At 60.7% G+C, this 14444-nt stretch carries 11 protein-coding genes, 1 other RNA gene and 1 pseudogene; 6 read left to right on the plus strand and 7 right to left on the minus strand.

Annotation, left to right across the window (positions count from 1 at the left end):
• Positions 1-73: 73 nt before the first annotated feature.
• The 3 genes from AC3WJP_RS13970 to AC3WJP_RS13980 all read left to right on the plus strand — a co-directional run bounded on the left by AC3WJP_RS13970 (position 74) and on the right by AC3WJP_RS13980 (position 3011).
• A complete protein-coding gene (locus tag AC3WJP_RS13970; protein WP_493722641.1) occupies positions 74-355 on the plus strand; it encodes a DUF3077 domain-containing protein in 282 nt (93 codons plus the stop codon).
• Positions 356-1382: 1027 nt separating this feature from the next.
• The gene (locus AC3WJP_RS13975; RefSeq protein ID WP_493722640.1) at positions 1383-2033 is read left to right on the plus strand and encodes a hypothetical protein; all 651 of its coding nucleotides are present in this window, start codon (positions 1383-1385) and stop codon (positions 2031-2033) included.
• A gap of 363 nt (positions 2034-2396) precedes the next feature.
• The gene (locus AC3WJP_RS13980; protein ID WP_493722639.1) at positions 2397-3011 is read left to right on the plus strand and encodes a hypothetical protein; all 615 of its coding nucleotides are present in this window, start codon (positions 2397-2399) and stop codon (positions 3009-3011) included.
• 181 nt (positions 3012-3192) lie between these two features.
• Here the strand turns inward: AC3WJP_RS13980 and ssrA are convergent.
• Positions 3193-3582: a transfer-messenger RNA gene (ssrA, locus tag AC3WJP_RS13985) on the minus strand.
• A gap of 370 nt (positions 3583-3952) precedes the next feature.
• Here ssrA and AC3WJP_RS13990 point away from each other — a divergent pair.
• A pseudogene (locus tag AC3WJP_RS13990) lies at positions 3953-4778 on the plus strand (SDR family oxidoreductase).
• Positions 4779-4970: 192 nt separating this feature from the next.
• Here AC3WJP_RS13990 and AC3WJP_RS13995 read toward each other — a convergent pair.
• The 4 genes from AC3WJP_RS13995 to AC3WJP_RS14010 are packed head-to-tail and all read right to left on the minus strand — an operon-like array spanning position 4971 to position 9752.
• Positions 4971-5822 (minus strand): efflux RND transporter periplasmic adaptor subunit, encoded by an 852-nt coding sequence (locus tag AC3WJP_RS13995; protein ID WP_493723698.1) that lies wholly within the window; start codon positions 5820-5822, stop codon positions 4971-4973.
• Between the two features lie 10 nt (positions 5823-5832).
• The gene (locus tag AC3WJP_RS14000; RefSeq protein WP_493723697.1) at positions 5833-6033 is read right to left on the minus strand and encodes a DUF1656 domain-containing protein; all 201 of its coding nucleotides are present in this window, start codon (positions 6031-6033) and stop codon (positions 5833-5835) included.
• Positions 6023-8215: an FUSC family protein gene (locus AC3WJP_RS14005; protein WP_493723696.1), complete on the minus strand. Its 2193-nt coding sequence runs from the start codon at positions 8213-8215 to the stop codon at positions 6023-6025. Before AC3WJP_RS14005 ends, AC3WJP_RS14000 begins: the two co-directional genes overlap by 11 nt.
• A 10-nt stretch (positions 8216-8225) precedes the next feature.
• Positions 8226-9752 carry an efflux transporter outer membrane subunit gene (locus tag AC3WJP_RS14010; RefSeq protein ID WP_493723695.1) on the minus strand — a complete coding sequence of 509 codons (1527 nt, stop codon included), beginning with the start codon at positions 9750-9752 and terminating at the stop codon, positions 8226-8228.
• Between the two features lie 189 nt (positions 9753-9941).
• Between AC3WJP_RS14010 and AC3WJP_RS14015 the strand changes: the two genes are divergently transcribed.
• Together AC3WJP_RS14015 and AC3WJP_RS14020 are read left to right on the plus strand one after the other, a co-directional pair.
• Positions 9942-10889, plus strand: a complete 948-nt coding sequence (locus AC3WJP_RS14015; RefSeq protein WP_493723694.1) for a LysR family transcriptional regulator — start codon at positions 9942-9944, stop codon at positions 10887-10889.
• A 73-nt stretch (positions 10890-10962) separates the two neighbouring features.
• On the plus strand, positions 10963-11937 hold the full coding sequence (locus AC3WJP_RS14020; RefSeq protein WP_493723693.1) for a 2-hydroxyacid dehydrogenase: 975 nt from the start codon (positions 10963-10965) through the stop codon (positions 11935-11937).
• Positions 11938-12040: 103 nt separating this feature from the next.
• Here AC3WJP_RS14020 and dacB read toward each other — a convergent pair whose 3' ends face one another.
• Together dacB and AC3WJP_RS14030 are read right to left on the minus strand one after the other, a co-directional pair.
• Complete coding sequence (gene dacB / locus AC3WJP_RS14025; protein WP_493723692.1) at positions 12041-13489, minus strand: D-alanyl-D-alanine carboxypeptidase/D-alanyl-D-alanine endopeptidase; 1449 nt, start codon at positions 13487-13489, stop codon at positions 12041-12043.
• Positions 13490-13500: 11 nt separating this feature from the next.
• The gene (locus tag AC3WJP_RS14030) at positions 13501-14406 is read right to left on the minus strand and encodes a DMT family transporter (protein WP_493723691.1); all 906 of its coding nucleotides are present in this window, start codon (positions 14404-14406) and stop codon (positions 13501-13503) included.
• Between the last annotated feature and the right edge of the window lie 38 nt (positions 14407-14444).

Below are 14444 nucleotides of genomic sequence, written 5' to 3' on the forward strand. Positions count from 1 at the left end.
CAGCCCGCGTACAGCTGCCACCTATCGCCTGGTAACGAGAGGTGGTGGCGCCTGAGTAAAGGACATCACAACCATGCACGACTCGACTTTCAAGACATCCCCCGGCCACTTCTTTGGCCCAACCGGCGATGCGTCGTTGAAACGCTCCCTCTTTACTGTCACCCCTGACATCGCGATCTTCGATGCCATGGAGAACGTCTCCATCCTGCTCGCCACCGTCCATGCCTCGCTGTTATCGGCGGCCACGGAGGAACGCGTGCTCTCCAGCGATGACGCCTTCATGATGGCCCATACGCTCAAGTCAGCTAAAGCGGTTGTGGATTCGTTGATCGGAAATCTGCAGCAGCACGTCTAAGCGTCGGATATTCGCGCATGTGCCTATAGCCAAAGGCTTACACGCCGTGGTGGTGTTTGGCTCTATGGCGCAACGTGGCGACGCAGTAATCTGAACCCATCAACAGCAACGCAGGCAGCGTTGCTGGATCAAGGATGATCGACCATGGCTCGGAGGGCCGCCACAGGATGTGGGATGGTCTTGGGAAACCCGCTTCGGCGGGTTTTTTATTGCCTGGGATTTGCTGCGGTGCGTGCGGCGCAGGTGCTGCTGTGGGGTAGGGATGAGTACATGCTCGCTGCGTACTCTATCACCAGCGGTGAGGAATCTTGAGCAGGTTATGGGCTGTCTGCACACCCTTAAGGGCGAGCAATGGTATCGCCATAATAGTGGTCATCCGTCAGCACCATGCTCAGTGGCTCCGCAGAATAATACTTGTCAGGATGAAAATCGCTGCAAAGCTGCTTTGAAGTTATCTATAAATAGCGCGGATGTGCTGAACAAGCTAGAGCCTCTAATTTTTCTTACAAATCATCCGTTACTCCTGAATCTTTCCTGCAGTCGCCCTCATAGGGCAGTGCTGCGAGAGCTACACTTTCGGCGTTAGTTGCATCCGATACTGCTACGGGAGTACGCAATTGGATGTGCAGCAGGATTGTTGACGCATTGCCCCCAAAATAGCCAGCCCCGCCGGGTCCGCGCTGTTGTTATTAACACGTTTGAGCTCTACCTTTACTTCGCCCTCGTTTGGTTTAATATGACTGTCTTACTGCGCAGATTCCATTGCTTGATAGAGAGGCCGCAATGGGTATGAGTTGGAGACAGGGTTTAGCATGAACTATCTCCATTGAATAAGACGCGCTGCACTATAGATCACCTTACTTCTCCAATGTTGTCGTTTGCGCTTATTCATATTCGATCCGATAGCATTCAGCCCCAGCTTGCCATATCGCAAAGCGTCGTCATGTTGAGAAAATGAGCGATACGCACAAGCACGGCAAGGCAAACACCTATATAACTATCTGACCCAACAAACGAGGTCAGCCAGATGCCACATGGAACAATATCGCCCGCCGCTTTCTATTACCCGCCCACTATTAAATATGGTAGGTCAAACACCAACTCTACAGAAAAAAGCTTGACGAGTGCACACACAAGCAATACTGGAAACGCTGCTTCCAGTCTTAAACCCCTATTGACGCAAACATCTGAAATTACCAAAAGATTGAACAGCCTGGACATGCAATACTCTACAGCCAAAGACAAATACTTTTCACTTCAAGCAAAATACCTGGCTGGCGTCACCCGAGAGCAACGCAGCGAGCTATTTGAGTTAGTAGGGCCGATCCTAGAAATTGAAGACCGCAGCCTCGCCCCTGATGCTGTGAGCTTTTTTGTCCTACAAGATAGAGCCGCAGAGGGAAAATCCAGATATACCACATTCATGGAATTAGTGGATAGCAATGTAAAAGCGCATGAGCTAATTATTAAAATGTCGTATTACGAGGTTCGACCTTCGCTAACTGTCATTGATGAGGCGCTCGACCAGTTTCTGCTATCAGAAGTAGCCATTTACAAATTCTGTAACGACCTACGTCTACCGCCGCTCAAGAGCTGTTTAGATACTTGGCCTCCAGAGCTAGTGCGATCGATCATCAATCTGGCAACTTCCATAGCATCACCGTGGCATCAAGGATGATCGACCTGCCATCAATAAACGCGACATGAAAAGCCACCGCTGGGGAGTCACACCGATCCGACAAGCCTCCTAACCACAAGCAGCCCACTCGGTCCGTCGAGAGGAGGTCGGGTGCTTTGCTACGGCGTGCGCTATTTCAAAGTACGTCGGGGCCTGACCGGATATAAACCCAACTCCCCATAATGATCGACACTATCGCCAATGAACGTCAAATCCATCACCCACTGGCCCGCCTATGGCAGACCCTGCTCCGGTCGCAGAGACCGACTGCTATGGCAACCCCAAAAGGCCCCGCTGAGCTTATGGCAGATGACAATACCACAGAGCTCCCTCCATCCCCGACACAACCATTTGGATAACATCATGAGTACTTCCCTCTCCGATGTGCTGCAACAGCTGGGTATTTCACCATCACCTCATCTGACTCAAATCCCCATCGAACCATCAAAGACCTACAGCAGGACACCCGAGCAAAGATATAAAAAACTGCTGGATGATTATATTGAGCACATAAAAACCCTGCCGAAAAGAATTCCTCGCGCTCAACGCGACAAGCTATACCCTACGATTCTGGCGATAGTGGCCTACCAAGAGACGATCCGATCCTCGTCGCTGAACAGCCTGTCAGCAAGGCAGTATTCGAAGCCAGCGCAATCCCGGGGCAAGCAGCTGTTTCAGCTGATGCACGAGAACGATCGTGATCACACCGTCTTGATGATGGTGTCTTTCGCAACCCCGACATCCGAAATAGCCCTTGATGACTTGAGAGCAAAACGTGACGCATCCGAGGCCGCTCTGCATGCGCTTTGCGCAGACATTCCGCTCCCAGAACTTATGGAGGAGCCTATGCCTGAACCGTATCCAGGCGCGACTGAAGACCGCGCCAAGGCAGCAAATATTATGGGTGACAGGTTGAGAGAAGCAAGCTTTCTATATAGCGATGACTTCCATTCTCTCACCGCCTCACTCAGGCTATGAATAAAAAGTCATAAGCAATATATCCATGCTTCTGGAAGCCTGTAGACAAGTAAAAAAAAGCCACCCCAAGGGGTGGCTTTTAGTCGGCCATCACCTCTGATGACCTGGCGGCCACCTCTCCAGGTGACCTGTTTGCTGCCAATGACGGCTTGTCAGCAACTTGTGAAGTTTTCACTTCATTTGGTGGAGCCGGGGGGATTCGAACCCCCGTCCGCCAGTGCTCCGCTGTCGGTTCTACATGCTTAGCCCGTTCTATTGTTTTAACCCGTCGCGGCCCGAGGGGCAGGGCGCTATGGGTGAGTTGTGTATTGTTTAACCGTTTCGTCCACAACGTACTACGCGGCGATTCTGTTCTGCATGACAATCATTTCGGGTTTACAGACATCCCCTGATGATTGCTGGCGCCGAAGCGGCCAGAAATTCTCTTAGGCGTAGATTTTATCTTCCCACAGAGAATCGTTAGAGGCTTTTTTGGCATCTATAAAGTTTGTAACAGTGGATTAACGAGTTCCATTACACACTCGGCATGCCCCTAGAGTTTTGTCACCGACGTCGAATCCTGATCGACCCCAAGTGCGCCAAGGCCCGGCAAAGATAGAGCGAACCCAATTCAAAGTCAAATAATTTATTAATTGGAAGTTAAGCGTTTCTTGATAGCGGATGCAACTATCAGATGGTATCTGCCCACATAGCCATTAATTAATTAAGCGCACGACCAACAAACCTTAACACCGTAAAACAGTTCAACAGATTCAGGTCATAATTATGCGTAGTGCGACCCAAGAATGACCGGCCCAACCCCGTGAGGCCGACACCGGATGCGCAATGGCCTGCGGAAAACCGCTTGCGATTTTTATTGCCTGCAGCCAAGTATAAGTGCGCCAGCGTGCTGTCATTCGCTTTAAGATCCTCGCCCTGCCCCTCTACCCAAAGGTCACCCCATGCCCATCGCCCTCATCACCGGCTGCTCGAGCGGCATCGGCCACGCGCTGGCCCACCGATTCAAGAACGCCGGCTATGAGGTCTGGGCTACCGCTCGCAAGGTCGAGGATGTGGCGAGCCTGCAGGCCGAGGGCTTCGTCGCCCTGGAGCTGGACGTCACCGACGCTACCGGCCTGGCGGCACTCGCCGAGCGCTTGGCGCAGGATGGCAGCGGTGTTGACGTGCTGATCAACAACGCGGGCTACGGCGCCATAGGGCCGTTGCTCGATGGCGGTGCCGAGACCATGCGGCGGCAGTTCGAGACCAATGTGTTTGCGGTGGTGGAAGTCACGCGCGCACTCTTGCCAGCGCTGCGGATTCGCCAAGGGCTGGTGGTGAACATCGGCAGTGTGTCCGGGCTCTTCGTGACGCCATTTGCCGGTGTTTACTGTGCGTCGAAAGCGGCCGTGCATGCCATCAATGATGGCGATGCGCATGGAGCTCAAACCGCTGGGCGTGCGGGTGATGGAAGTACAGCCAGGTGCTATCGACACGCGGTTCGCGGATAACGCCGGCGCACAGGCAGAATTGCTGATCGCACCAGGCTCGCCCTGGTGGCCATGGCGCGAAGGCATCCGCGCCCGCTCGCGCGCGTCGCAGGATCGCCCGACGCCGGTGTCAGTCGTCACGCGCAAAGTGCTCGAAGCCGTGCAGCAAACCAAGACTCCAGCCTTGTTACGAGTCGGCAACGGTTGCCGGGCACTGCCGCTGCTCGCGGCCTTACTGCCGAGAGCTTGGCTGGATCGCTTGTTGATGAAGAGATTCGGGTTGAACCTCAAACATTGATGTCGAGTCGGCCGGCCTCTTCGCGGGCAAGCCTCGCTCCCACAGGGTATGCGCTGTGGGAGCGAGGCTTGCCCGCGAAGAGGCCGGATGCTTCACACCATATCCCATGGGTATACAACCGCGCAGTGCCAGACCAAGCCTTTCGGGATCAAGCTCCCTCGCTACAGTGGCTGGGGCACGCAGCCGCGGTTTCTATTCCTTGACGATCACCGTACAGGTGGTGCCCGCCGACAACAGCATCCCCTCCGGCACCTCATCGATATGAATGCGCACGGGCACCCGCTGCGCCAACCGCACCCAGTTGAAGGTCGGGTTGACGTCGGCCACCAGATCCCGGCTCTGCGGGTTGTCACGGTCATAGATGCCGCGGGAAATACTCTCCACATGCCCCTTGAGCACCTCGCCGCTCATCATCTGCATGTCGGCCAGATCGCCAACGCGGATATGCGGCAGCTTGGTCTCTTCAAAGAAGCCGTAAACCCAGAACGAATGCTTGTCGACCACCGCCATCTTGGCGTCGCCGGTCCGCGCATAGTCACCGACATGCACATTCAGGTTGGTCACATAGCCATCCACGGTCGCCAGCACCTGCGTACGTTTGAGGTTCAGCTGCGCCGCCTCCAATTGCGCCTGCGCCTGTTGATAATCGGCCTCGGCGGAGCTGGCGATGTTGCTGGCGTCCTCACGGTTCTCCTTGGAAATCACCAGAGCATCCAGATCGGCGCGGCGGCTGGCGTTGACCTTGCGCATCTCCCAGGTCGCCTTGCGCGAGGCCACCAGTGACTGCGCCTGCTTGACCGCAATCTGGTAGTGCTCCGGATCGATCTGCATCAGCACGTCGCCCTTTTTTACCAACTGGTTGTCCTTGACCGGCACCGCCACAACGTAGCCGCTCACATCCGCCGCCACGTTGATGATGTCGGCACGTACCCGGCCATCGCGGGTCCAGGGGGTGTCCATGTAGTTCACCCACAGCGCCCGGCCGATGAACACGGCGACGGCCAGGACGATCAAGGTGCCGATCAGGCTGAAAAGCTTTTTCATCAGTCAGGTCTCAACGGTAAACAGTGAGCGCCATGGCGCCAAAAATGCAGACGAACAGGCATAGGCGCAGCAACGCCGGGTGCCAGAAGAAGCGATACACATCCAGGCCGCTGAGGAACCGGTCTACCGCCCAGGTGACCCCGGCGGCCAACAGGAACATCAAGGTCATGGTCGGCATGTACACGCCGTGGAAGGCTATTTCACGAGGCATGGGGCGGTCCTGCAGGTGCATCGCCGGGGGCCAGCGCGGCCAGGGGCGAATGGGGATCGAGCAACGATGAACGAATGAAGTGCAGGTAACTGGCCACGCGCCGCAGCACCGAGGTATCGAAGTGCGGCCCGAAGGGCTCGTCGGCGCTCTGCACCGTCTCGATGGCCTGATCCACCGCGTGCAGGCTGCGCTCCAGATTGGCCTGACTGGGCTGAATGAACAGCCGGATCAACGCTCGGCCCATGATCCGAATCGCCTGGCGCCACGGCTGCGATTCGGCATAGGACGGGTGCACCGGCATTTGCGCCTGCTCGCGGCGCAGGTCGATGATCGCCCGGCCGACTTCCAGCACCACCAGCGCCCAGCGCAGCAGATCGCGCTGCACTTGCGGCTGCCCGGCTGCCAGGCCATAGGCCTGATGCACCAGATCGCGGGTACGGCTCTCGAACGAGGTACCCAGGTTGCGCAACTTGCCGCTGATGGCGAACACCACCTGGCGGCGCACGTCCTGCTCCATGCGCCGCCACAGCCAGCGGGCGTTGGGCGGCAGAATGATCGCCCCCGCCGCCGCGCAGATCAGCATGCCGAGGACCATGCCGATGTAGTCGTTGATGAAGCCGTAGGGGTTGTAGACCGTCAGGTTGTCCGGCACCGAGCCGATCGAAAAGAAGATCAGCAAGCCCACGCCATAGCCGACGTACTGCGGACGCGAGGCCAGGAACGCTCCGAACATGAACACCGGCGTGAGCACCACGCACAACAAGGCGAAACCGTCGATCCAGGGCAGCACGAAGAAGGTCTCGGCAAAGCCCACCACCGCCCCCAGCAAGGTGCCGCAGGCCATCTGGAACGAAAAGCGCTTGGGGTTCGGCGTCGCGGCCGAGAGCCCCACCGTGGCCGCCGCCACGATGGTCATGATCGCGCCGCTGGGCCAGGCCGTGAGCAACCAGTAACTGCCCAGCAACAGCACCACCGTCGCGCCGCGGATCCCCGAGGCCGCAGATGCCAGCCAGTTGGTCTGCGGCATGAACGGCTCATCCCAACGCTCGCGGGCATGGTTGTGGTCGGCGAGCGACGCATGGGTCTGAGCATAGCTCTGCAGATCGTCGACCAGGCGAAACAGCAATTCGCTGGCGGTATGAAAATCCAGCAAACGAGTGGCGCTGGGATCGAGGTCGAGGAACGCGGCGCGCAGGCTGCGCACCTGAGCCGGCAGCTCGCGCTGATAATCCGCCAGGGCGTGCGCCAGCCGCGCCGCGTCTTCCAGCGTCAGCCCGCGCCCGGCATAGCGCTCGAGAATATCGGCCAGCCCCAGCAATGCCGGATCCAGCGCGGCGATCACTTGCGCCCCCTGCACACGGCGGCGCTCCAGCAACTGGTGCAAGGCGTTGAAGCGCGTCGTCACCGCCATGAACTCACTGTTCAAGCGGCTCACCCGGCCACTGCGGCGGCGCATGTGCGGGTCCTCGAACGCCGTAATGCCGCGCAGGCTCTCGAGCCCCACCGCTTCGGCGATAAAGCGCACGTTGTTGCTTTCGAACGACTCGCGCTGGCTGTTGCCGCGCAACGCCTGCGTGGCGAAACCGGCGAAGGCCCCGAAGCGCTGATACAGCGCGTTGTTCATCGCCGCACTGGCCGACTGCGGCAACACCGCGGCACTGACGAAGGTCGAGACGATCAGCCCCACGGAGATTTCCAGCACCCGCCACATCGCCGCCAAAAACGCACCGTCAGGATGGGCCAGCGCCGGCAGACCGACAAAGGCCGCCGTATAGCCCGCCAGCACGAAACCGTAGCCACGAAAGTTGCGATGACGCATCGCGCCCATCGAGCAGATCCCGATCCACAGCGCCAGGCAGGGCAGGAACAGCTCGGTGTTCTGCGGGAACAGCGCGATCAGCAACACCGACACCGCCGAGCCCGCCAGGGTGCCGAGGAAGCGATAGAAACTCTTGGCGAACACGTGCCCGCTTTGAATCTGCATGACGATGAACACCGTGATCATCGCCGTGCGCGGCTGCGGCAACTCCAGGCGCATGGCCAGCCACAGCGTGATGAACGCCGCCAGCAACACCTTGAAGATGTAGGCCCAGGTAACGCCATCGCTGCGTACCCAGTCGAACAGCGTTCGCCGCCAGGGCAGGCCCGTGAGCCAAAGCAGTGGCGCACTTCGAGTTTTCATGGTCGCGGCCTCAGTGATCGGCGCGCAGGCGATCGAGGGCGGTCAGCGCCGCCGGCGTCGCAGGCGCATCGGTACGGGCATTGGCCGGGCTATCGTCCCCCGCCTGCAAACCGCCGCCCAGCGCAGTGACCAGCTCGGCATGGGCGGTCAGGCGCGCGGCCTGCACCTGCTGCTCGACCTGCCGCTCATGGAACAGCAAGGTCTGCGCGTTGAGCACATTGAGGTAATCGGTAAGGCCGCGTTTATAGGCGATCATCGCGATGTCGTAGGTCTTCTGGGCCGAAGCCACCGACTCGGTGGCAAAACCCTGCTGCCTGGCCATGGACTCACGGCGGATCAACTGATCGGAAATATCCTTGAGGGCGTTGACCAGCGTCTGGTCGTAGTGCGCCACCGCCAGGTCATAACCGGCGCTGGCCGCACCCAACTGGCTGCGCAGACGACCGCCGTCGAAAATCGGCAGGCTGATGGCCGGGCCGACGTTGTAGCTGGATTTGCTGCCGGTCAAGAAGCCCAGCATGCTGCCGCCGGTGGCCATGTAGCTGAAGCTCGCGGTCAGGTCGACGTTGGGATAGAAATTGGCATGGGCGACATCGATGCCCCGCGCCTGCGCCGCCACCTGCCAACGCGCCGCCACCACATCCGGGCGCTGGCCGAGCAACTGCGCCGGCAAGGCAGACGGCAGCTTCAGCTCGGCGCCCAGCACCAGCGTTGGACGCTGCAACTGCGCGCCCTCACCCGGCCCCTTGCCCGCGAGCGCCGCCAACTGATTGCGATTGAGCGCGATGGCCTCGTCGAAGGCGTCGATCTGCCGATGCGTTTCAGGCAGCGGCGTCTGCGCCTGGCTGACCTCGAAATGCGTGCCGATGCCACCTGTCAGACGCTTTTGCGCCAGGTCGAGAATCTGCTGCTGTTGCTCCAGCGTGGCCTGCACGATGTCCCGTTGCGCATAGTTGAGCGACAACTGGATGTACACCCGCACGATATTGCTCTCCAGCTCCAACTGCGCCTGGCGCGCTTCGGCCACGCTCATGTGCGCCAGGTCGACCGCCTGCTCGCTGGCGTTGCTTTCGCGGCCCCACAGGTCCAACGCGTAACTGAGGCCGACACCCGCGGTGTTGTCCCAAGTGGTGGCACCGGACAACTCACCCGGCCCGTAGAACTGATCCGCCGGCCAGTTATGCCGATCCAGCGCCGCCTTGCCGGTGACATGCAACGACTCGGCCGCCTCGGCCACTCCAGCCATGGCCTTGGCCTGACGCACCCGGGCCAGGGCCGCGGCCATGCTCGGACTACCCTGTACGGCCAAGTGAATCCAGCGGTCGAGTTGCGGATCGGCATAGCCCTGCCACCATTGCGCGGTGGGCCAATGGGCGTCCTGCGCGGCGGCCTGGATGGCCGCGTCGGTGGCCAGGGTATCGGCGGCCATAGGACGGCTTTTTGGTGCAATGCCCCCCGTGCCGACGCAGCCGCTGATGATCAAGGTAAAGGCCAAAACACTGAAAGCATTCAGCGGTCGAATGGTGCGAGGCGGCACAGCGGCGAGTTCCCGGGGAGAGATAGAGAAGGGTGACCTTTGGAGCGGCAATTCTAGGGGGCGCCGAAGGTGCCGATAAGCAGCGTTTCGTGCGAATCTTTGTTACCGATAACGCGATAATACGGACTTATTCACAAGACTGAATTGTAACTTCATGCGACAATTTGCCGTCGATCTTGAGAGTGACACATGGATACCCTGCAAAACATGCGCGCTTTCAGTTGCGTCGCGGAGGCTGGCAGCTTCACCGCCGCCGCCGTGCAACTGGATACCACCACTGCCAACGTCTCCCGCGCCGTCTCCAATCTGGAAGCCCATCTGCAGACCCGCCTGCTCAACCGCACCACGCGGCGCATCGCGCTGACCGAGGCCGGCAAGCGCTATCTGCTGCGTTGCGAACAGATCCTCGCCTATGTCGAAGAAGCCGAAGCCGAAGCCAGCGATGCCCATGCGCGTCCCGCCGGGCAGCTCAAGGTGCATACCATGACCGGTATCGGCCAACACTTCGTCATCGACGCCATCGCCGGCTACCGCAAGAGCCACCCGGACGTCACCTTCGACCTGACGCTGGCCAACCGCGTGCCGGACCTGCTCGACGAGGGCTATGACGTGTCCATCGTGCTGGCCAGCGAGCTGCCGGATTCCGGATTCGTCTCGCAACGTCTGGGCATCACTTACAGCATCGCCTGCGCCTCGCCGGAATATGTGCAGACCCACGGCATGGCCTACAAACCCAGCGACTTGCCCGCGCATTCTTGCCTGCGCCTGGTCAGCCCGGTGCTGCAGCTGGAAAAATGGCTGTTCGACGGCCCGGACGGCCAGGAGATGGTCAACATCGTCAACGCGCCGTTTCAGGTCAACTCCGCCGACGCCATGACCACCGCCATCACCAGTGGCATGGGTATCGGCGTGTTGCCGATCTACGCTGCCATCGACGGCCTGCGCAACGGCAGCCTGGTGCGGATGATGCCCAAGTACCGCTCCGGCGAGCTCAACCTCTATGCCATCTATCCGTCGCGCCAGTATCTGGATGCGAAGATTCGTACCTGGGTGGAATACCTGCGTGCCTCGCTGCCGGACATGCTCGCCGCCCATGAAGCGGACCTGAAGATCCACGAGCTGCACATGGCGATCTGAGCCGCGTTTGCGACGCGGATCGATAGCTTGCTAACCTTGGCCTTCCCTCTAGTGTCTGCCGAGAACAAGCCCAATGAAAAAGACCGTACTTGCCTTCAGCCGCATCGCCCCGGCCCTGATCGCGCGCCTGGAACAAAACTTCAAGGTCATCGTGCCCGATCCGAAAAAAGGTGATGTCGCCGCCCAGTTCGATGCTGCGCTGCCCGAAGCCCATGGCCTGATCGGTGCCGGACGACCGCTGGGGCGCAAGCAACTGGCGGTGGCGAAGAACCTGGAAGTGGTCTCCAGTGTGTCGGTGGGCTACGACAATTACGAGGTCGACTACTTCAACGAGAGCGGCATCATGCTCACCAACACCCCCGACGTGTTGACCGAGAGCACCGCCGACCTGGGCTTCTCGCTGATCATGAGCAGCGCCCGCCGCGTCGCCGAACTGGATGCCTGGACCAAGGCCGGCAACTGGAAGGCCTCGATCCCCGCCGCGCAGTTCGGCACCGACGTACACGGCAAGACGCTGGGCATCGTCGGCATGGGCAATATCGGCGCCGCCATCGCGCGCCGTGGCCGCTTGGGCTTCAACATGCCGATCCTGTACAGCGGCAACAGCCGCAAGACCGCGCTGGAGCAAGAGCTGGGCGCGCAGTTTCGCAGCCTCGACGAACTGCTGGCCGAAGCCGACTTCGTCTGCCTGGTGGTGCCGCTCAGCGAAAAGACCAAGCACCTGATCGGCAAGCGCGAGCTGGAGCTGATGAAGCCCAACGCGATCCTGGTCAACATCGCCCGCGGCCCGATCGTCGATGAAGCCGCGCTGATCACCGCGCTGCAGGACGGCACCATTCGCGGCGCCGGGCTGGATGTGTACGAGAAAGAGCCGCTGGCAGAGTCGCCGCTGTTCAAGCTGAGCAATGCCGTGACCTTGCCGCATATCGGCTCGGCGACCAGCGAAACCCGTGAGGCCATGGCTGAGCGGGCGCTGGAGAATCTGACCGCAGCACTGCTGGGCAAACGGCCGCAGGATCTGGTGAATCCGCAGGTGTTCAAGGGCTGACTCGCAAGCGTCCAATCTGTAGCGAGGGGGCTTGCCCCCGAAAATCAGTGGCAACTGACATACTGGATCGGGGGCAAGCCCCCCCGCTACAATGATTCGCGGCTCAGCCGCCGCTCACCAACAACGCCCGCACTACCTGATCCTCCAACCGCTTCACTCGCCCTTGCGAACTGAGGAAGTTGTTGCTGACCATCGACACCACCAGCAACCGCCCCTCTGACGTCGTCACATACCCCGTCAACGACGACACCGACCCCATCGATCCGGTCTTGGCGTGCAGGTTGTTCTGCGCCGCCGTGCCTTTCAACCGATTGCGTAGAGTGCCGCCGCTCTGGCGGTCACCGGTGCCGGCGATCGGCAGGGCGTCATACCAGGCCGGGAACCACGGCTGGTGCCGCGCCGCGATCAGCACATCGGTGAAGGTCTGCGACGAGATCAGATTGCGCCGCGACAACCCGGAACCATCGAACTGGCGCAGTTGTTCCGAATCGACCCCCTGGCTGGCGAGGAACCCCGACACCGCCGCGATGCCCGCTTCGGCCGTGCCGGCGTGGGCGGTCTGCTGGCCCATGCTCTTGAGCAGCACCTCGGCGATCCCATTGTTGGATTGTTTGAGCAACGGCTTGATCATCGCGGCCAAGGGCATCGACCGGTGTTCGGCCAGCACTTGCGCGCTCGGTGGCGTGACCACGCCCAGGCGCGTCTGGCCTTGCACGACAATTCCCTGCTCGGCCAGCGCCCTGCGGAACACATCGGCCACCAGCCCGGTCGGCTCCCACACGCTCGACCAGCGAACATCCACTGCCCCCGGCGCCAGGCTGCCGCTGACGTCAATGCGGTTGCTGCCGTGCGCGCGCTCGACGGTGAAAGCGCCGATGCCGCCGTTGTCGACCACTTGCACCAGCGTATTGGCAGGCTCGATCAGCAGACTCGGGCGAGCCCCACCTCGGGCCGTAGCGGTCAAGCGCACCGAGCCGACGTTGTAGTGATCATCCAGGGCGATGTTGAGCGCCGATATCTGCGCGGCGTAGGGCTCGCTTTCGTCATCGTTGGCCCATTCGGTGCCCAGGCGGCGGGTGTCGAACCAGGTGTCGTCCAGCAGCAGATCGCCGCGCACCGTGCGCACGCCGCTGCGCGCCAGGGCGGCGGCCAGTTCACGGTAGTCGGTCGGGGTCATGGTCGGATCACCGGTACCGCGCAGGTACAGGTTGCCGTTCAGCACTCCGGCATTCGGCGCCGCAGTGCTGCGCAGCTCGGTGGCGAAGCGGTAATCGGCGCCCAGCACGCTCATCGCTGCCGCCGAGGTCAGCAGCTTCAGGCTCGAAGCCGGTACGCCACGGCGGCTGGGGTCGTGCTGGTAGAGCGTCTTGCCACTGCTGGCATCGCGTACCGTCAGGGAGACTTGCGCGCCGTCCAGTGCCGGATCGGCCAGCACGCTATCGATCTGCTGCCGCCAAGGCCGACCGGGCTGATCCGTAGTGTTCGGGGTGTTGCTACAGGCGCTCAGCAACAGCACTAAAGCCATTGCACCTGCACGGTTGATCCAGTTCATCGGTGCCATCGTCAGCCATTCATGTGCGCCGACTTTAACAGCACTGGCGGGCGCGGCTTGCGGAAAACCATGACATTTCCTGACATGACCAGCAGCAGCCCGAGCAACGCAGGGGATGTCCACACATAGCCCTCCATGACCGCCGAAATATTCAACGCCACCAATGGGAACAGCACCGTGCAATAGGCCGCGCGTTCCGGCCCCATGCGCCCGACCAAGGTGAGATAGGCGGTAAAACCGATAACCGAGCCCGGGATGACCAGGTACATCAGGGCGCCGACATAGCGCGCGTTCCATTCCATGGCGAAGGGAATATCGCGCAGCAGGCAGTACAGACCCAGCATCGTCGCGCCATAGAGCATGCCCCAGGCGTTGGTGGTCATCGGCCGCAAGCCGGCTTTCTGCTGCAGGCTCGACAGCAGGTTGCCCGCCGAGAAACACAGCGTCCCGAACAGCGCCAGGCCGAGCCCCAGCAAGGTTTGCGCGCTGGCCGGGTGGCTGCTCAGTTCAGGCCAGAACAACAACCCCAGCCCCGCCAGCCCCAACATCCCGCCGCCCAGCACGTTGCGGGCGATCGGCTGGCCGAAGAACAACCGCGCGTTGAGGGCGTTCCACAGGCTGGCGGTGGAAAACACCACCGCGATCAGCCCGGTGGGCACCCACTGGCTGGCCGTGAGAAAGCACATGAAGTTGACGCAGAACAGACACAGGCCCTGGGCCAGGCAGATCAGGTGCCCGCGCCGGTTCATCGGCTGCAAGCGGCGGCTGAGCAGCAGGATGACGAACAGGATCAGCGCCGCGAGGGCGAAGCGGTAGACAATCGAGACCGGGATGGCGACCACGCCCAGTTGCAGCTTGAGGGCGATCCAGGTGGTGCCCCAGATGAGCACGGTGAGCAGGTACAGGGCGAGGTTCATGGTGGTGCGGACTCCTTGGTCAGGGCGCCAGTGTCAGG

The organism is Pseudomonas sp. GW821-FHT01A09 (genome assembly GCF_058986725.1).